The 17,830-nt window shown below is 66.1% G+C and carries 16 protein-coding genes; 8 read left to right on the top strand and 8 right to left on the bottom strand.

All coding sequences use genetic code 11. The features are described 5' to 3' along the window. Positions 1 to 241 precede the first annotated feature (241 nt). From L8F97_RS08135 to L8F97_RS08125, 3 genes are all read left to right on the top strand, one after another. Positions 242 to 1,054, top strand: coding sequence for a 2-keto-4-pentenoate hydratase (locus L8F97_RS08135; RefSeq protein WP_242148381.1), 813 nt, complete (start codon positions 242 to 244; stop codon positions 1,052 to 1,054). Positions 1,055 to 1,144: 90 nt separating this feature from the next. Beyond that, positions 1,145 to 4,114, top strand: a complete 2,970-nt coding sequence (locus tag L8F97_RS08130) for a TonB-dependent receptor (protein WP_242148379.1) — start codon at positions 1,145 to 1,147, stop codon at positions 4,112 to 4,114. A 561-nt stretch (positions 4,115 to 4,675) separates the two neighbouring features. Continuing rightward, a complete protein-coding gene (locus L8F97_RS08125; protein ID WP_242148377.1) occupies positions 4,676 to 5,671 on the top strand; it encodes a glycoside hydrolase family 28 protein in 996 nt (331 codons plus the stop codon). A 106-nt stretch (positions 5,672 to 5,777) separates the two neighbouring features. Here L8F97_RS08125 and L8F97_RS08120 read toward each other — a convergent pair whose 3' ends face one another. Then, the gene (locus L8F97_RS08120; protein ID WP_242148375.1) at positions 5,778 to 6,608 is read right to left on the bottom strand and encodes a hypothetical protein; all 831 of its coding nucleotides are present in this window, start codon (positions 6,606 to 6,608) and stop codon (positions 5,778 to 5,780) included. A gap of 261 nt (positions 6,609 to 6,869) precedes the next feature. Then, the gene (locus L8F97_RS08115) at positions 6,870 to 7,007 is read right to left on the bottom strand and encodes a hypothetical protein (RefSeq protein ID WP_242148373.1); all 138 of its coding nucleotides are present in this window, start codon (positions 7,005 to 7,007) and stop codon (positions 6,870 to 6,872) included. A gap of 179 nt (positions 7,008 to 7,186) precedes the next feature. On the opposite strand from L8F97_RS08115, the gene L8F97_RS08110 reads away from it, so the two are divergent. Continuing rightward, positions 7,187 to 7,444 (top strand): hypothetical protein, encoded by a 258-nt coding sequence (locus L8F97_RS08110; protein WP_242148371.1) that lies wholly within the window; start codon positions 7,187 to 7,189, stop codon positions 7,442 to 7,444. Between the two features lie 7 nt (positions 7,445 to 7,451). On the opposite strand, the gene L8F97_RS08105 is transcribed toward L8F97_RS08110, so the two are convergent. Continuing rightward, complete coding sequence (locus tag L8F97_RS08105) at positions 7,452 to 8,366, bottom strand: NAD(P)/FAD-dependent oxidoreductase (RefSeq protein WP_242148369.1); 915 nt, start codon at positions 8,364 to 8,366, stop codon at positions 7,452 to 7,454. A 104-nt stretch (positions 8,367 to 8,470) separates the two neighbouring features. On the opposite strand from L8F97_RS08105, the gene L8F97_RS08100 reads away from it, so the two are divergent. Further along, positions 8,471 to 8,902, top strand: a complete 432-nt coding sequence (locus tag L8F97_RS08100) for a DUF488 family protein (RefSeq protein ID WP_242149057.1) — start codon at positions 8,471 to 8,473, stop codon at positions 8,900 to 8,902. A 48-nt stretch (positions 8,903 to 8,950) separates the two neighbouring features. On the opposite strand, the gene L8F97_RS08095 is transcribed toward L8F97_RS08100, so the two are convergent. Then, complete coding sequence (locus L8F97_RS08095) at positions 8,951 to 9,181, bottom strand: hypothetical protein (protein WP_242148367.1); 231 nt, start codon at positions 9,179 to 9,181, stop codon at positions 8,951 to 8,953. Positions 9,182 to 9,255: 74 nt separating this feature from the next. Between L8F97_RS08095 and L8F97_RS08090 the strand changes: the two genes are divergently transcribed. Both L8F97_RS08090 and L8F97_RS08085 read left to right on the top strand, forming a co-directional pair. Beyond that, positions 9,256 to 11,268, top strand: coding sequence for a PAS domain-containing sensor histidine kinase (locus L8F97_RS08090; protein ID WP_242148365.1), 2,013 nt, complete (start codon positions 9,256 to 9,258; stop codon positions 11,266 to 11,268). A gap of 88 nt (positions 11,269 to 11,356) precedes the next feature. After that, entirely contained in the window at positions 11,357 to 12,373 is a 1,017-nt protein-coding gene (locus L8F97_RS08085; RefSeq protein ID WP_242148363.1) for an LLM class flavin-dependent oxidoreductase, read from the top strand. Positions 12,374 to 12,411: 38 nt separating this feature from the next. Here L8F97_RS08085 and L8F97_RS08080 read toward each other — a convergent pair whose 3' ends face one another. Continuing rightward, positions 12,412 to 13,761: an FAD/NAD(P)-binding protein gene (locus tag L8F97_RS08080; protein ID WP_242148361.1), complete on the bottom strand. Its 1,350-nt coding sequence runs from the start codon at positions 13,759 to 13,761 to the stop codon at positions 12,412 to 12,414. A gap of 78 nt (positions 13,762 to 13,839) precedes the next feature. Between L8F97_RS08080 and L8F97_RS08075 the strand changes: the two genes are divergently transcribed. Then, positions 13,840 to 14,904, top strand: coding sequence for a spore photoproduct lyase family protein (locus tag L8F97_RS08075; protein WP_242148359.1), 1,065 nt, complete (start codon positions 13,840 to 13,842; stop codon positions 14,902 to 14,904). On the opposite strand, the gene L8F97_RS08070 is transcribed toward L8F97_RS08075, so the two are convergent. The 3 genes from L8F97_RS08070 to L8F97_RS08060 are packed head-to-tail and all read right to left on the bottom strand — an operon-like array spanning position 14,892 to position 17,795. Continuing rightward, positions 14,892 to 16,208, bottom strand: a complete 1,317-nt coding sequence (locus tag L8F97_RS08070) for an ABC1 kinase family protein (protein ID WP_242148356.1) — start codon at positions 16,206 to 16,208, stop codon at positions 14,892 to 14,894. The genes L8F97_RS08075 and L8F97_RS08070 overlap by 13 nt on opposite strands. Further along, a complete protein-coding gene (locus L8F97_RS08065; protein ID WP_242148354.1) occupies positions 16,198 to 16,704 on the bottom strand; it encodes a metallophosphoesterase family protein in 507 nt (168 codons plus the stop codon). The genes L8F97_RS08070 and L8F97_RS08065 overlap by 11 nt, the downstream gene beginning before the upstream one ends. Next, positions 16,701 to 17,795, bottom strand: coding sequence for an SPL family radical SAM protein (locus tag L8F97_RS08060; RefSeq protein ID WP_242148353.1), 1,095 nt, complete (start codon positions 17,793 to 17,795; stop codon positions 16,701 to 16,703). Before L8F97_RS08060 ends, L8F97_RS08065 begins: the two co-directional genes overlap by 4 nt. Positions 17,796 to 17,830: the final 35 nt, after the last annotated feature.

Genomic DNA, 17,830 nt, shown 5'->3' with positions numbered 1-17,830 from the left:
GCACCGCATGTTGGCTGCTGAGCCAAAGTGACGTGATGAATATGGACGTGAAAAAATCTGATGACACCGGTGCCAAAACGTGAAAGTAACAGGGTCGTTAGAAAAGAGCGAAGCGATCTGCGGTCGTTCGGGAGAGGGTATTTAGGAAAGGCGGCGTTCGGCATGGCCCGGACGGGGCACCTGCATGCTCGTTCCGATTTCGTCTCGACGGATAACTCGGAAAGGAGGGGCGTTCACTTTGTTGAGCAGCGAGCAGGCAATAGCGCAAGCCTTCGTCACCGCGCGCCAGGAGGCCCGTGCGATCTCGAACTATCCGGGGGTACGTCCCACCGATCTTGACACCGCTTACGCCATTCAGGCGCACGCCATAGCGAACTGGCCCGATCACATAACCGGATGGAAGGTCGGCAGGATCCCGCCCGATCAGGTTCCCGCGCTGGGTGCGGTGCGGCTGGCCGGGCCGATCTTCAAGCGACAGGTGGTGGTCGCGATCGGTGATGCAACCGTGGACATGCCGGTATTCTGTGGCGGCTTCGCAGCGGTCGAGGCTGAATATGTCGCAGAAATCGGCAGCGTGCCAGCCGGCAAGACAAGCTTCACGCACGCGGAAGCTGCCGCGCTGGTCACGCACCTATACTACGGGATCGAGATCGCCAGTTCGCCGCTGGCGAGCATCAACACGGACGGTTCCGCCGTGACGATATCCGATTTCGGCAACAATGCCGGTCTGGTGTTGGGCCCGGAAATCCACGACTGGCGGGCATCAGGGTATGAAACGGCACCGGTATCGGTCAGCCTGAACGACGAAGAGGTCGGCGCGGGAACGGCGGCGGCGATGATGGACGGCCCGATCGGCGCGGTCCGCTTCCTGCTGGAAACCGCAGCCGAACGCAGCCTGCCGCTGAGCGCCGGGATGCTCATCTCGACCGGAGCGGTCACCGGCGTTCACGAGGCGGCGGTGGGCGCCAAGGCGACCGTCACGTTCGGCGGCACCGTTCGGCTGTCGTGCAGACTGGTAGCAGCCACGCCCAACGGCAGTGACGAACCGACCTGAAATCTTGCCGCCGCAAGATACCATGAAGATCATTGAACGATCCGGGCAGAAGCCGAACAGGCCCGCCGGATAAAAACGAGAGGGGAACCCATGAAAGCACAGATCACCAAGCTTGCGCTTTGTTCGTCGGTCATCGCGTTGGCGGCAGGTGCCGCGTCCGCGCAAACGGCACCGCCGGGGCCCGGGACCACACCGTCGGCACCCCAACCAGCCTCGGTCGAGAACGACAGCCAGACGGCAACGTCGCAGAAGGGCGATCCGGTGGCGAACCCCGAAGACATCATCGTCACCGGTTTCCGTGCCAGCCTTGCCTCGGCCATCAACGCCAAGCGCGAGGCGATCGGCGCGATCGACGTCATCAAGGCGGAGGACATCGCCAAATTCCCGGACAACAACCTTGCGGAATCGATCCAGCGCGTTCCCGGCGTGTCGATCGCGCGCGATGCCGGCGAAGGCCGCAGCATCACCGTGCGCGGTCTGGGTGCGCAGTTCACGCGTATCCGCATCAACGGGATGGAGGCGCTGAGCACCACGACCTCCACGGACAGTTCGGGTGGTGCGAACCGTGGTCGCGGCTTCGACTTCAACGTGTTTGCATCGGAACTGTTCAGCTCGATCACGGTGCGCAAGACGCAGTCGGCGGAGGTCGACGAAGGCTCGCTGGGCGCGACCGTCGATCTTCAAACCGCGCACCCGCTCGATTACAAGAAGACGACGTTCGCGGCATCGGTGCAGGGCAACTACAACGATCTGCGCAAGGCGGTTGACCCCCGGCTCGCCGGCCTGTTCACCACCAAATTGTTCAACGGTACCGTCGGCATCCTTGCGTCCGCCGCCTACTCGCGCAGCCGTAAATATGAAGACGGCGCGGGCTCGGTCGGCTTCGATACCACCGGCACCAATGGTGGCTATTGCGCACCGGTCGGCTACGCGCCGACCAACCCGCCGCTGTCGGCGTCGACCGGCACGACCGCGACCTCCTGTTCGACCGGCGTCGCCCGCCCGGCCAATACGCCGGAGAACGTCGCGGCCTATAACACCGTTAACGCCGGCGGCGGTGCGAACGTCCATGCGCCACGGCTGCCACGCTATGGCCGGCTGACGCACGATCAGAAGCGGCTGGGCCTGACCGGTTCGATCCAGTGGCAACCGAGCAGCCACACCTTGCTCACCTTTGACGCGCTCTACTCGAACTATCACGCGACGCGGGAGGAGAACTTCATCGAAGCATTCTCGTTCAGCCGCGCGCTGTCGAATAACGGCAAGCCGCAGACGGCGGTGCGCCAGGCGGAGGTGAACGGCGCGGGTGACCTCGTGTATGGCGTGTTCGACAATGTCGACATCCGTTCGGAAACGCGTTACACCGATTTTACCACTAAGTTTCAACAATATACGCTGAACGGCAAGCAGGATCTGACGAGCTGGTGGACGGTGACGGGTGCGATCGGATATTCCAAATCCGACCTTGAGGTGCCGATCGACACGACGTTGACGATCGACCGTCCAAACAGCCAGAATTACAGCTGGGACTATCGGCAGGACAGCCGCCATCCGATCCTCAACTACGGCTTCGACGTCACCAACCCGAGCAACTTCGGCTTCATCAACAACACGTCCGAAATCCGCCTCAGCACCAGCAGTTCGGTCAACACCTTCAAGAACGCGCAGTTTCAAAGCAATATGAAGCTCGTCGAGGGGCTCAACCTGAAGCTTGGCGCATCGTACAAGCGTTTCGAATTCAAATCCTTCGCCACCTCGCGCGCCGCCAATTCGCTGCTCGTGCCGGCGCTGCCGGCGGGCACGACCGTCGCCGATCTGACGCGCGTCCTGACCGGCTTCGGCGAAGGCTTCAAGGTGCCCTCGCCGACGCCGACCTCCTGGGTCACGCCTGATGTCGGCAAGTTCGTCAAGGTGTTCGACATCTTCTCGAACACCGGCACTTTCACGCAGACCGGCGTCACGAACAGCAGCGCGCGCGGCAACATCCGCGGCGTAACGGAGGACGATAAGTCCGGCTACGGGCAGGTCGAGTTCGACGGCGATACGCTGTTCGGCTTCCCGCTGCGCGGTGATGTCGGCGTGCGCTATGTCGTGACCGATCAATCCTCGAACGGCTATCAGCTTGTCGGTTCGGCGCCGGTGCTGGTGACGGCGAAGCGCAGCTACGACAATTGGCTACCCTCGCTGAACCTAGCTTACTCGCCGACCAGCAAGCTGATCTTCCGCCTGGGCGCGTCGCAAGTGATCGCACGGCCCGACCTTGGCAATCTGACGCCCGGCGGATCGATTACCGTGACCGGCGCACGCAGCGTATCGGTCGGCAATCCCGATCTCGATCCGATCAAGGCCAAGACGCTCGATCTCGCGGTCGAATGGTATCCCACCCGCGACGCGTTGCTGTCGGGTGCGTTCTTCTACAAGAAGATCAGCACCTACATCCAGACGCTCCAGCAGGATCTGCCGTTCGATCAGCTTGGCCTAGATCCTGCGCTGCTCGCCAATTCCACCACGGTGACCAGCGACATCTTCACCTCACGCCGGCCGTTCAATACGCCGGGCGGTCCGCTCAAAGGATTTGAAATCAACGCGCAGACCGCGTTGCCGTTCAACTTCCTGCCGGATTGGCTCAACCATTTCGGTGTGCTCGCGAACTACACGCACGTCACTTCGAAGATCAATTACATCCTGACGAGCGCGGGCGGCGTGCCGATCCTCACCACCACCGCCGCATTGGTCGGTCTGTCCAAGAACGCCGCCAATGCCACCGCCTATTTCGACGACGGCCGGTTCTCGATCCGCGGCTCGATCGCGTATCGCGGCGGCTTCCTCGTCAGCGTGCCCGGCGGCAATACCGGCAACGATGTGAACGGGCAAAGCAAGATCACCACGATCGACGCCAACCTGTCGTATCAGCTCAACAGCATCGTCAAGATCACCGTGCAGGGGCTCAACCTGACCGACGCAGCGGTCGACCAGTACCAGGGGTCCGACCGCAACAGCCCGTTCATCAACACGCATACCGGCCGCCAGATTTACTTCGGCGTAGGCGTGAAGTTCTGAGCTGATCTCCCCCACTGGAGGGGCGGCGCCAGCTGCTCCTCCGTCTTGTCCTGTCACCGCAGGCGCGGCAGTTCCCCTGAGGTAACCTGCGTCTGTGACCTGAGCGTCCGCCGCATCTGCGTGAAAGCTATGGGGTCGTTATGACGATAGAACGCCGTTCGCTTCTTTCCATCGGCGGAATGACGGCGCTCGCCGCTGTGGTCATGCCCGCAGCGGTCGGTGCGCGACACGTCGGCCGGGCCGTGCCTGCGTTGCCGCAGCGTCGGCGCAACCCGCTCACGGGTGTGCGGCTGGATCCACGGGCGTTTGGCGCGACCGGCGATGGCATCACCAAGGATACGGCGGCAATCCAGCAGGCGCTCGACCGGTGCGCGGTGTTCGGCGGCGGCGTGGTGGCTCTGGCGGGGGGCACGTTTCTGACCGGCGCGGTGCGGGTTGGCTCAAATACGGAACTGCGGATCGAAGCAGACGCGACGTTGCAGGGGGTCGGCCGACGTCGCCGATTACCCGATCGTACAGGTACGATGGGAGGGAAGATGGGTACCGGGTCATGTCGGCCTGGTGTGGGCGCAAGACGCGCGCGGCATCGTGCTCAGCGGCGGTGGCCGGATCGTCGGATCGCGCGCGATTTCGGGGCGCATGGCACCATCAGGCCTGCGCAACCCGGCACTGCTGGAGTTCGTTGCCGTGCATGGACTGGAGGTGCGGGATCTCGTCACCGAACAGAACGACATGTGGTCGATTCACCCGGTCTATTGCACCGATGCGACCTTCAGCGGGCTGACGATCAAAGGCGGCGCCGACGGGATCGATCTGGATTCCTGCCAGCGCGTGGAGGTGCGCGGATGCGATTTCGACACAGCCGATGATTGCATTTCGCTCAAATCCGGTCGGGGTATGGAAGGTGCGATGCTCGCCAGGCCGACCGAGGACGTGACGATCACCGGTTGTACGTTCCGCGACCGCCGCTGGGCCTGCATCGGCATCGGCAGCGAGACCTCCGGCGGTATCCGCCGCGTTCTGGTCGAGCGGTGTACCTTCGCCTCCGCGTATACCTTCAGCATATATATCAAAAGCCGACCGGGTCGCGGCGCGTTCATCGAAGACATAACGATGCGCGACCTTGATGTCGCCGGCGCCGGCGGCGGCTTCCTGCGCCTGAACTTGCTCGACAGCGGAAAACAGGATCCGTTCCCGGTCGCAGGACCGGCAGGTATCCCGACGGTGCGAAACCTTGTTTTCGAGCGTGTGCGGGTAAAGCATGTTCCCCTGCTGGTCGAAGCGGTCGATATCCATCCCGACAAACCGCTGAACCGCTTCGTGATGCGCGACTTTGCCGGCATGTCTGGTCGTGGCATCACCCTCGCCAACATGCGCGATGTCGTGCTGGATCGGATCGACGTCGCCGTCGCTTCAGGACCGAAGATCGCTGCGTCCGGTGTGAGCGGCCGTGGGCTGGACGGAGCGGAAACGCTCCCGTCGGTGCCGCGCCCGCCTCCCGTCATTCAGGAGGCGGGGCAGTACCGGCTTGGTCAACCATCCGGTGCGCCCAACTAGGTGCGATAACTTCAGAAAGGGTCGCTTACGGATTCGCCGAGAAAGTCATCGGACGCTTGCTTGTCGTTGCTCTGCCCAACATCCTGCGTGACGAGGGCGCGCCGCGTCAGGGGGCTTTGGCTACCGGCGTTTCGGCACCCGCGACCGGCGCCGTAGCGGACGTCGTCACCGAAGGCGCAGGGGTCGCAACCGCTACCGGAGCTGCGTCAGGCGTGGGAACGGATGGCGGCGTGCCCCCGCCAGTCCCGTCCAGCGTCACCACCGGCGCTGGTGCCGGCGCCGCGACCGGCGTATCGGCGGTGCCGGCAACTGCCTGCGCCGGTTTATAGTGATCGCGCCAGGTATCGAATGCCGCATAGAAAGCGACAAACGGCTTGTCCAATCGCAGCAGGGCCGCACGGGCGAAGGTCGGCAGATCGGCATCCGTGACCTGACCGACCTGAGCGATCTCTAAACGCGCGACCGCGCAAAACTCCAACCGCATCGTCGGTTGGCTGTAGAAATTGTAGATACGTGTCTGGTTGTCGTCGTACACCCGCCGCCAGTCCGCCCAGCCGGGAGCCTGCCATTCCTTCAGGTACGTTTGCAACACATGGTCGAGCACGGCGGCGTGCGTCGTGATCCACGTGTTGTAAGGCTGCACGACACCGCCGCCCGCGCGGTCGCAACCCAGCGCGGCGACATTCAGCGCATTGCGCAGGTGCCACACGGCCGCCGCATCGGTGTTGTTGATGTTGGGCGTGCCGTAGGTGCCGTTCGCCAGTTTGGGCGGGATCTTCATGCCGAGGTAGCCGCCTATCGGCATCGGCGGCGGTGGCGGCGGCAGCTTCACGACGATCGGCGGTGGCGGTGGCGCCACCGGCGTCGTGGCGCAACCGGCCATGCCCAGCGCCAGTCCAGCCAGCAGGCCCCAGCCGAGGATCGCACGCAAAGTCATCGTTTCGCCCAGATAGTCCGTCGCAGCGCGCTTAGCGCGTAACGGATGAACGCTGCAAGAACGATGGTGCGATCAGACAGTCGCGCGCCGGGTGGCATAACACGATCGAACGCCCCTGCAATTCGGTGGCTCAACCGCCGGTCCGGGAGCGGTCATCCGTACAGCTGTGCGGAATGGTTCCGGTGCAAGGGACTGGCGATACCTCAGCCGCCGTTGGCCCAGCTTTCTCATCGTGGAGAGAGACCGCCTCCCCGTATGACTTCAACCCTGCGGGCTGTCCTTGGTTGGAGCGGGCGTCTCATCCGATCCCTCGGCCGGATCGGTGCTCGATTGCCCCGCGTTTTCGGGCGACAGCGGTGCGTCAGCGTCGTGGTCTTGCGCGATATCGGTTTCTGGCATGGCATGTTGCTTTCATTGGGGTGCGCGTTCTCATGATAGCGACTGACGTCGGGCAGAGTTCCGCATTACCATTGATTTGCACGCAGAAGCGCAAGGTCGGTGGCTATGCGCCCGCCTCTGGCGCCCATACGTCCGCGGCGTTAGACCTTGTCGCCACGAACGCTTGCTGGAGGTGCCCGATGTCTGACGATTACGCCCATGGCCGGCGTGATGGTCTGCGCCTCGCGCTGGCGATCCTGGCGGCCGAAGAAGCGAAATGGTCGGCGTTGCTCGGCGAGAGCCGGTCTTGGCGTACGAACGCCACGCGGGAGGTTCGGCACAAGACACTGCAAGTCGCGCAGGCCCGCGTGCAGACGGCACTCAACCGTCTCACGCCCAATGCGTCGGTGGAGATCGACCCGGAACTGGCGTCCGCGCTCGACAAGGTCGGGTTGTGATCGCACGTCAGCGGACGAGCGGCCGCACCTTGGCGAGATCGTTGCGAATCGTGGTCGCCGCGACGCCGGCTTCGCCCATCGCGTGGCTGATCTGATCGAGTCCGCGCGCGACGTCCCCCGCTGCGTAGAGGCCCGCGATGCTGGTGCGCTGATGGTCGTCCACCACGAGGCAGCCGTCCGGGCCGGCATCCGCGCCGATGCTCACGGCAAGTTCGGAGCGGATGACCGAACCGAGTGCCGGATACACCGAATCGAAGCGCAAAGTGCCGCCCGGTGTGGTGACGAGCATCGCGTCCCCCTCGATGCTCAGCGGGGCGCATGGGCCGTCAACGATCGCGATGCCGAGGTCCTGTAATCGCGCTCGTTCATCGCCCGACAGGGCATGATCTGCATCTGGCGAAATCAGCGTCACGTCGCGCGTGTACATGCGGATGAACACCGCCTCCCTGACACCGTGGGCGTGTGTGCCGATCACGCCGACGCGCTGGTCGGTGACTTCGTAGCCGTCGCAGATCGGGCAATAGCGCAGCAAACCGCGCGCCAGCGCGAGATCGTGCAGATCGGGCGCGATCGGCGGGCGGTTGTTAACGACTCCGGTCGCCAGCAGCACCGTCCGCGCGGGGATCCAAGTGCCATCGACCAGCGCCTCGAACAGCTCTCCATCGCGCCGCAGCGTCTCGATGACGCCGGGCGAAACCGTCGCGCCGAACTCCGCCGCCTGTTCGCGCATCCGAGCGAGGAGGTCGGTGCCGGCGATGCCGCCGGGGTAGCCGGCGTGGTTGCGCGTGCGCGGAATCCAGGCCGCGCGGCTTTGTCCGGCATCAACAACGTGCAGCCGCAGGTGAAACCGCGCGAGATAAATCGCGGCGGTAAGCCCCGCCGGGCCGCCGCCGACCACCAGACAATCCACGGGTTCTGTCAAATCGGCCTCCGCTACATGAGCCAAGTTCAGCGCGTCACGGGCCACGCGGTTCCCAAGCGTGCGGCGGACGTGTAGTCGGACGCGACATGATCGGAACGAACAGCATGCGCATCTTCACGATCGGCTACGAGGGTGTGGCGCAGGCGGATCTCGTCGCGGCGCTGACCGCCGCGGGGGTGACGCTGCTGGCGGATGTGCGCGCCGTGCCGCTGTCGCGGCGGCCGGGCTTCTCCAAGAATGTGCTGGCGGCCGGTCTGCGTGAGGCCGGCATCGACTATGTCGGGCTAAAGGCGCTAGGCACGCCGCCCGAGGGCCGAGAAGCCGCGCGCAAGCACGATCACGCGCGGCTTGCCAGTGTGTATGCCGGGCAGCTCGAACTGCCGGAGGCGCTGGCGCAAATGGCGCAGCTGCGCACCCTGGCGACAGAACGGCCGACCGCGCTATTGTGCTTCGAGCGCGACCCCTCCGGGTGCCACCGCTCGCTGTTGGTCGCAGCGGCGCTGCCGGAGGCCGACGTCGTCGACCTCTATCCGTAAGAGCCTTCGCGTTATCGCCGCCGATCAGCACCCCTCAAACGCGAACGCTCAAACGTCCGGCGATGGCACGCCAAGCTTGTCGGCGATCTTCGCTGTTTCGGCATCGCCTGGCGGTTCGGGCATGTCCTGTCCGGGGGCAAGCGCATCGTCGGCGATGCCCGGGCCGGTGCCGGCAATCGTCTCGTCCAGGGGCCGCGCATTGCTGCCCGACGTTCGGGATTCGTCCATGACATTCTCCTCGTTCATGTCATCAACCGTATCGGTCTGCTTGCGTTCCATGGGGACGCGAGGATGGCGCTGCGGCACGCGCTACCGACTTTCGCGAGCGTACGGTTGCCGCCGCTGTGGAGGATATGGCGAACACGGATCTGCCGGTTGGCATGCCTGTCCGCGTCCGGTATCTCACCCGCAGCGTAGCAATGGTTGAAGTGTCCGTGGATCAGAACCGTCAGTTGAAACACCTCGGTGGCGACCGCCGTTTCGAACTGCTCGTCAACGCGATCAAGGATTACGCGATCTACCTGCTCGATCGTGACGGCTATATCGCGAGCTGGAACGCCGGAGCAGGCCGCTTCAAGGGCTATCGCGCCGACGAGATCATCGGTCAGCATTTCTCCCGATTTTACACCGATGAGGACCGCGCGCGCGGTCTGCCGCAGCGGGCGCTCGAGATCGCGCGGACGACCGGCACGTTCGAGGCCGAGGGATGGCGCGTGCGCAAGGATGGCACGCAATTCTGGACCAGCGTCGTCATCGATCCGGTGGTGGACGAGAATGGCACCCTCATCGGCTTCGCCAAGGTAACCCGCGACATCACCGACAAGCGCGCGGCCGAGCGCGCGCTGCTGGAGAGCGAGCAACGCTTCCGGCTGCTCGTCCACAGTGTCCGCGATTACGCGATCTACATGCTCGATCCGCTCGGCCATGTCAGCAACTGGAACCCCGGGGCGGAGGCGATCAAGGGGTACACCGCCGACGAGATCGTCGGCCAGCACTTCTCGCGCTTCTACGTCGAGGAGGACCGGCAGGCCGGCGAACCCGAACGCGCGCTGCGGGTCGCGCGCGAGATGGGCAAGTACGAGGTCGAGGCGTGGCGCCAGCGCAAGGACGGCTCGCGCTTCCGCGCCGGCGTGCTGATCGACCCGATCTTCGCCGAATCCGGCGAACTCGTCGGTTTCGCCAAGGTGACGCGCGACCTGACCGAACGCTGGCAGGCGCAGCAGGAAACCGAGCGCGCCCGCGAGGCGATGGCGCAGGCGCAGAAGATGGAAGCGGTGGGCCGGCTGACGGGTGGGGTCGCACACGATTTCAACAATCTGCTGACCGTGATCCGCTCCTCCGCCGACCTGCTCAAGATGCCGGGCCTCACTCCGGGTAAGCGCGAGATGTATCTCAACGCGATCTCCGACACGGCCGATCGCGCTGCCGCGCTCACGTCGCAACTGCTTGCCTTTGCACGGCGCCAGCCGCTCAAGCCCGAAGTCTTCGACGTCGGTCAGCGGATCGTCGCGATGCTGCCCATGCTCGAAACCAGCGTCGGCTCGACCGTGCGCGTCACCATCGACGCGGAGCAGGCGGGCGTCGTCAACGCCGACCTCAACCAGTTCGAGACGGCGGTGCTCAACCTCGTCATCAACGCGCGCGATGCGATGCCGGCGGGCGGTGTGCTGTCGGTGACGAGCCGGCTGGTCGGCGCGCTGCCGGCGGTACGTGGCCACGGCGCAGCGACCGGCCGGTTCGTGGCGGTGCGGGTGGCGGACACCGGCAGCGGCATCGCGCCGGAAACGCTGAAGCAAATCTTCGAGCCGTTCTTCACCACCAAGGCGCTCAACAAAGGCACTGGGCTCGGGCTCAGTCAGGTGCACGGTTTCGCCAAACAGTCCGGCGGCGAGATCGACGTGGAGAGCCAGCCGGGCCGGGGTGCGGCCTTTACCTTGTACCTGCCCGTCGCTCGCGAGGATCAGATCGCCGCCGCCGCGCCCGCCCGCCAGATGCGTGAGCAGGACCTGACCACGCTGCGCGTCCTGCTGGTCGAGGATAACGAGGCGGTGGGCCAGTTCGCACGCGGGCTGCTGGAGGAACTCGGCCAGATCGTCACCTGGGCGCCGAATGGCGAGAGCGCACTCGACCTGCTCGAAGCGGCAGCGGACAAGTTCGACCTCGTCTTCACCGACGTCATCATGCCCGGGATCAACGGTCTGGAACTCGCCCAGACCATCGCCGCGCGCTGGCCCGATCTCGAAGTGGTGTTGACCAGCGGCTACAGCCACGTTCTGGCCGAGGAGAGCGACCACGGCTTCACCCTGTTGCGGAAGCCCTATTCGGTCGAGGGATTGATGAACGTGCTGCGTCTGACCGGGCGCTAGTCGCCGGGCGATCGGTGCACGCGCGGCGACGGAGCGTTTCGCGAACGCGTGGTCGACAGCCCCGACTGGCGGCACCACATCGTTGCTTATGAAAAACATTGGTTTCCTGTCGTTCGGGCACTGGTCCGACTCGCCCCACTCCGCCACGCGCTCGGCCTCGGACGTGTTGCTGCAATCGATCGACCTCGCCGTTGCGGCGGAGGAGATGGGGCTCGACGGCGCGTACTTCCGCGTTCACCATTTCGCGCAGCAACTCGCCTCGCCGTTTCCGCTGCTCGCGGCGGTGGGCGCTAAGACCAGCCGGATCGAGATCGGCACCGGCGTGATCGACATGCGTTACGAAAACCCGTTCTACATGGTGGAGGATGCCGGTTCGGCGGATCTCATCAGCGGCGGGCGGCTCCAGCTTGGCCTCAGCCGGGGTTCGCCCGAGCAGGTGATCGAAGGATGGCGGCATTTCGGCTATGCGCCGGCCGAGGGCGAGAGCGATGCGGACATGGGCCGCCGTCACGGCGAGGTGTTCCTCGATCTGCTCGACGGCAAGGGTTTCGCCCGGCCCAATCCGCGCCCGATGTTCCCCAATCCGCCCGGCCTGCTGCGGCTGGAGCCGCATTCGGAAGGGTTGCGAAAGCGGATCTGGTGGGGGTCAGGCGCCAACGCCACCGCCGTGTGGGCAGCGCAGAAGGGTATGAACCTGCAAAGCTCCACCCTGAAGGCGGATGAGAGCGGGGAACCGTTCCACGTCCAGCAGGCGCGGCAGATCCGGCTCTACCGGGAGGCGTGGAAGGCGGCCGGGCATGATTGGCAACCGCGCGTTTCCGTCTCGCGCTCGATCTTCGCGCTGATGAACGATCGCGACCGCGCCTATTTCGGGCGGGGCGAGAGCAGCGACCAGATCGGTATCATCGACTCGATGCGCGCGGTGTTCGGCCGTTCCTATGCCGCCGAGCCGGACGTGCTGGTGAAGCAGCTACGCGAGGACGAGGGCATTGCGGAGGCGGATACGGTGCTGCTGACCGTGCCCAACCAGCTTGGCGTCGAGTACAACGCGCATGTGCTGGATGCCATTCTGACGCACGTCGCACCGGCACTCGGCTGGCGGTAATCGGATTTCGTCGGACGGGCACAGTCCGCGCCGCTCGGTTACAGCCCCTCCCAGCCGACCCATTGCGCGTTGGCCAGGCGGCGCGCGACCGACCAGCTCTGCACGCGGATGTCGGGCACCGCGACGATCTCCCAAAATTCCCCGCGCGTCATGGGCCCAAGCGCATAGAGCCAGTCGTTGCCGGTGCCGTCGGTGGCGACCGTGCGGCTCTGCGCATCGACGTCGATGCCGATGCGCAGCGTGTCGGGGCGAATTGTGCCGCGTGCGACCAGCGCGCACAGCAACGGCTCGTCGGCGCGGAGCAGATCGCCCTGCGGGCCGGTGCAGTTGATGATGCGGGCCGGGCGGAGCGTTTGCGCGTCCGTCTCGCCACGCGGGCGCCATGACACGGCGAGGCAATGACCCTCCGCCTCGGTGCCGAGGATACGCCCGCCGCAGATCGTCAGCGTGTTGTCGCGGCGCAGCGCCGCCAGCGCGTCGACGACCGAGGGGGCGATGCGGTGGCGGTGGATGTCCCACCACGGCCGCAGATGGCGTAGGAAGCGCGCGCGTTCGGCATCGCTGGCGGCGCGCCACATATCCTGCGTGAAGCGGCGCAGTTCGTCGATGGCGGGGCGCCAGCCGATCTCGTTCGCACGTGCCCGCACCCGGCGGAGCAGCGCCGCGCCGGTTTCGCGCGGGCGTTCGCGCAAGGGATCGGCAGGCGCGCCGGCAGCGGCGTGCGGGTGCGGCAACTGCCCGCGCCGCGACATCGCCACGATCCGCCCGGCGAAACCGCGCGCGCGCAAGGCGAGCACCACGTCGACCATGGTCAGCCCGGTGCCGAGCGCCATCACCGTGTCGTCCTTGCCGAGCCCGTCGAGCGCACCCTTCGCCCACGGATCGGGTGCGTAGCGATGCGCGGGCAGATCGCCCATGCCCGGTGGCGAGTGCGGCGGCAGGTTGCCGACCGCGAGCATGACGGTATCGACGGTGACGACGCGCCCGTCGGCAAGCGTGACGTGGGTACAGCCGTCCGCGCGTACCACATCGACTGCATCGCCGTGGACGATCTCGAGCCGCCCCGCCGCCGCCGCCTGCGCTTCGCCCAGCAGATCGCGCAGGTAATCGCCGTAGCGCAGGCGCGGCACGAACGGGTTGGGATCGGCCGACACGTCGCGCGCGGCCAGCCAGCGGCGGAAATGCTCGGGATCGTCGGGGAAGGCGCTCATGTTGGCGGCGCGCACGTTGAGCAGATGGGCGGGGTGCGCCGCGCCGTAAGCCAGCCCCTCGCCGGCGGCGGCATGCCGTTCGATCAGCAACAGCTTGGCATCGCCGTGGCGGAGCAGGTTGATGGCGGCGAGCGTACCGGTGAAGCCGCCGCCGATGATCGCGATGGTGTTCGTCATGCCCCGCTCCATCGCATCTCCGCGCGGCGATTGCGAGGCCCGCGCGGACCCGGCCGTTGGCGCCCGCGTTGAACCGACATGGCCCTGCCGCGCACGCTGATCGACCCCCGCCTGATCTACCTCGAACCCGCCGTGCGCGATTACCCGCGTGGGCGCGAGGTGCTGGCGCGCTTTCCGGATGCCGAGCTGGTCGAGGTTGCGAGCCACTGGAAGATTGCACAGCTTGCCAACCCCGCGCTTGCCGAGGATTGGCTGCGGGTGAAGCGCGAGATCCTCGTGCTCGGCGTGAAGAAGGGGCTGGCGATGCGGCCCAACGGGCGATCGGCGGATTTCATCGCGCCGTCCTCCTCGAATGGCTGCGCGATGGCGTGCGCTTATTGTTACGTCGGGCGGCGCAAGGGCTATGCGAACCCGATCAGCATCTTCGTCAACATCGACGATATTACGCGGGCGCTGGCGCGTCATGCCGCCAAACAGGGCGTGAAGCCCGAGCCGAACACGATCGATCCGGTCGATTGGGTGTACGATCTCGGTGAAAACGGCGATCTGTCGCTGGATGCCGCGCTGTCGGACAACGTGCGCGATCTGGTCGCGGCGTTTCGGGACATCCCCAATGCCAAGGGTTCGTTCGCCACCAAATACGTCAATCGCGATTTGCTAGAGTACGATCCGCAGGGACGCACCCGGATCCGCTTCTCGCTAATGCCCGAGACGATCGCGAAGATCGTCGACGTGCGCACCTCACCGGTGTCCGAGCGGATCGCCGCGATCAACGCTTTCGTCGCCGCCGGTTACGAGGTGCACGTCAACTTCTCGCCGGTGATCGTGCATGAAAACTGGGAGCCGGAGTGGAAGGCGTTGTTCGCCGAGCTGAACGACACGCTCTCCCCGGCGGCGAAGGCGCAGCTCAAGTGCGAGGTGATCTTCCTGACGCACAACGAAGCGCTCCACGACACCAACCTGCAATGGCACCCGCGCGCCGAAGAATGGCTGTGGCGCCCCGACATTCAGGAAACCAAGTGGAGCCAGTCGGGCATGCACAACCTGCGTTACAAGGTGGGGTGGAAGCGGCAATGGCTCGACCGCTTCCTCGGCTGGCTGGGTGCGGCGATGCCGTATTGCGCGGTGCGCTACGCGTTCTGATAGGCCTCGATCATGCCGCGCACCTCGACCTTGGCCTTCAGCCGCGCGCACAGCAATGCGGTGCCGCTGATCTTGCGCTGTACGAACAGCGTGTCGATCGGCGGTACGTGCCAGGTCGCGCGATCCTCCGCCATGGCCTGCGCCTCCTCGCGGATCACGCCGACGAAGCTGCGGTCGCCAAAGTCGAACGGGCCTTCGCGCGTCATCTCGCCGAGGATCACGTCGATCATCCGGTCCACCGCCGCGCGGTGTCGCGCCACCGCCGCTTCCCCGAGGAACCCCGCCGCCACCGCCGCTTCACGCACTGCATCCCGATCGCCACCGAGCCCGGCCATCAGCAGGCGGTGATAGCCAGCGCGCGTTTCCGGCAGGATATCGCGGGTCGCGCCGAAATCGAGCAGCACCAGCCTGCCCGTCTCGGCCTGCCAGCGGTAATTGGCGAAATTGGGATCGGTCTGCATCGTGCCCCACGCGAACAGTTCGCGTAAGACCAGCGCGACGAGCGCGTGCGCGGCGCGGTCGCGCTCTTCCTGCCCGCGCGTCTCCAGCGCCTCGATGCGTTCGCCGGCGATGAAGTCCATCGCCAGCACGTTGGGGGTGCTGAACGCAGGCTCGGCAGCGGGGACGACGTAGGCGGGATCATCACCGATCAGCGTGCGGTAGCGTTCCAGCATGGTGCGTTCGCGTGTGTAGTCTGCCTCCTCGTGCAACTGCCGCTTGGCCTCGGTGAGCAGGGGCGCAATGTCGATCTCGCGCGGGAGCAGCCCGGAGACGCGTAGCAGCGTCGCCACATTGTCGACATCTGCGTCGATGCTCGCCGCCACACCGGCATATTGCACCTTGATCGCGAGGATCCGCCCGTCGGGCAGTTCGGCGCGGTGAACCTGCCCGATCGAGGCGGCGGCGACCGGCTGCGCCTGGAAATGCCGGAAGCGCCGCCGCCAGTCGCGGCCCCACTCGGCGATCAGCACCTTGTCGAGCTGTTGTGGCGGCATGTGGTGCGCATTGTCGCGCAGCCGCGACAGGATGCGGGTGAGTTCGGGCGGAAGCATGTCGCCTGCGTCCATCGAGATCATCTGGCCGAGCTTCATCGCGGCACCACGCAGGTGCGCGAGCTGGTCCGCCACCCGCGTCGCGTTGGCGGGGGTGAGCAGCAGGTCGCTCATGCGCGGGCGTTCGCCGCTCGCCAGCTTGCGCGCGCCCTCCGCCATCACACCGCCGGCGATGCCGCCCGCCATCCGGCCGAACCGGCCGAGCCGCGACAGCCGCCCGCTCGGGATCGCGCGTCCGTTGTCATCCGCCATGTTGTGTGTCCTTGCTGGCCAGCACCGCCGCGAGGGTGGCTGGCGTGTATTCGTAAACGTCGACGCCGACGTCATATTGGCGTGGCATCGGCTTGAGGCGACCGTGGCTGTGGCCGTGCAGGTTGAGGCTGCCGCGATGCTGACCATTCCACGATCGGAACGGATAGTGGCACAGCACGAGCTTGCGCCCGCCCAGCTCGATCTCGGCATAATCGCCGACGCTCGCCCAGCCGACGGCAGCGAGCGTGGCATCGGGATCGTTGTTGCCGCGCAGCAGGTGTTTGCGCCCGTTCAGCCGGGCGAGCCAGCCCGCCACATCCGCCGGCCGGCGCGCGACGTCGCCGAGGTGCCACACCTCATCATCGGGCGCGACGGTGGCGTTCCAGCGCTCCAGGATCAGGGCGTCCATCTCGGCGGTGTTCGCGAACGGGCGTTTCCAGATGTTGATGGTGCGGTGGTCGCCGAAATGGGTGTCGGCGGTGAAGAACACGGTCATGTCCAGTACAGCACCCGCGCGAGCGGCAGTGCGGCCGCGATCTTGTCTTCGAAGAAGCTGCGCAGTTCGCGCATCGTCGCGGCGTCGTAGACCAGTTTCTCGCTGCCGAACTTGGTGCGTTTGATGGTGCGCCGGTCCATCCCCATGTCGAGCGACGAGCCGGGATACCAGCTTTCGAGCACCGCCTTCGATCCCGGATTGTAGCGATGGGTGATGAGTTCGACCGTCAGGTCGAGCGCGGGCAGATCGGCGAGCGCGGTGGCGGCATCGTCGATCAGCGTGGCGTATGCCTCGCGCCAGCCGTCGGCGGCGATGATCGGCGCGATCGTCAGCCCGATCGGATAGCCCGCCTGCGCCATCTGCCGCAGCGCGCGCAGCCGCTCCGCCACCGGCGAGGTGCCGCCCTCGAACCGCGCAAAGGCGCGCGGGTTGAGCGAGGCGCGCATCCGCGTGCGACCGTTGTGTGCGAGGCCGAGCAATGGCGTGACATCGGCGAACTTGCTGGTGAAACGCAGTTGCGCGTCCGCCTGCCAACTGCCGAACCAGGTGATCGCGGTGGAGAGCGACCCCGTCAACGGTTCGAGCGCGAGCGGATCGGTATAGCACGATGCCTCGAACGTGGTGCCTTCGTGTGCGCGCGCGGTGCTGCGCGAGGTGATGGTGCCCTGACCGAGATAGGCGGGCACGGCGGCGAGGATTTCGTCGAGGTTGGCGTAGACCCGCGTGATCGGCGGGCCTTTCAGCGAGCCGGCGAGGTAGCAATAGCCGCAATGCGCCGGGCAGCCTTCGGCGAGATCGACGCGCCAGTCTGCGCTCGGCGCGATCGGCTGGAACTTGCGCTTGGAGGGGGGCGCGACGACCACCGCGAGCGTCGCCTTGGCCGCAGCGTAGGCCCGGCGCGGATCATCGGGCAGATCGAGCAACAGCCGGTCGTTCGCCAGCTCGACCACCTCCACGCCGCGCGCCGCCGCGCGTTCGGCGATGGCACGCGCGTGCGGCCAGTCGCGCGCGCTGCGGGTCAGCAGCACCCGGCGCGGCAGCCATTCACGCGCGCTTTCACGCGGGGCGGGATCGGGGCGAGCGGGTGTCATCCCACCCTAAACGGTTGAGTGAGCAAGGCGTTCAG

The sequence above is a fragment of the Sphingomonas sp. BAUL-RG-20F-R05-02 genome (genome assembly GCF_022662305.1).
Lineage (GTDB): Bacteria > Pseudomonadota > Alphaproteobacteria > Sphingomonadales > Sphingomonadaceae > Sphingomonas.
Note: the sequence above shows the minus strand (reverse complement) of the source record. Positions and strands in the feature narration are given on the sequence as shown.

Coding starts and splice junctions, on each gene's coding strand:
- L8F97_RS08130 (WP_242148379.1), top strand. CDS start 1,145: ATGAAAGCACAGATCACCAAGCTTGCGCTTTGTTCGTCGGTCATCGCG.
- L8F97_RS08060 (WP_242148353.1), bottom strand. CDS start 17,795: ATGACACCCGCTCGCCCCGATCCCGCCCCGCGTGAAAGCGCGCGTGAA.
- L8F97_RS08120 (WP_242148375.1), bottom strand. CDS start 6,608: ATGACTTTGCGTGCGATCCTCGGCTGGGGCCTGCTGGCTGGACTGGCG.
- L8F97_RS08070 (WP_242148356.1), bottom strand. CDS start 16,208: ATGGCGGATGACAACGGACGCGCGATCCCGAGCGGGCGGCTGTCGCGG.
- L8F97_RS08075 (WP_242148359.1), top strand. CDS start 13,840: ATGGCCCTGCCGCGCACGCTGATCGACCCCCGCCTGATCTACCTCGAA.
- L8F97_RS08085 (WP_242148363.1), top strand. CDS start 11,357: ATGAAAAACATTGGTTTCCTGTCGTTCGGGCACTGGTCCGACTCGCCC.
- L8F97_RS08090 (WP_242148365.1), top strand. CDS start 9,256: ATGGCGAACACGGATCTGCCGGTTGGCATGCCTGTCCGCGTCCGGTAT.
- L8F97_RS08115 (WP_242148373.1), bottom strand. CDS start 7,007: ATGCCAGAAACCGATATCGCGCAAGACCACGACGCTGACGCACCGCTG.
- L8F97_RS08100 (WP_242149057.1), top strand. CDS start 8,471: ATGCGCATCTTCACGATCGGCTACGAGGGTGTGGCGCAGGCGGATCTC.
- L8F97_RS08095 (WP_242148367.1), bottom strand. CDS start 9,181: ATGGAACGCAAGCAGACCGATACGGTTGATGACATGAACGAGGAGAAT.
- L8F97_RS08110 (WP_242148371.1), top strand. CDS start 7,187: ATGTCTGACGATTACGCCCATGGCCGGCGTGATGGTCTGCGCCTCGCG.
- L8F97_RS08080 (WP_242148361.1), bottom strand. CDS start 13,761: ATGACGAACACCATCGCGATCATCGGCGGCGGCTTCACCGGTACGCTC.
- L8F97_RS08065 (WP_242148354.1), bottom strand. CDS start 16,704: ATGACCGTGTTCTTCACCGCCGACACCCATTTCGGCGACCACCGCACC.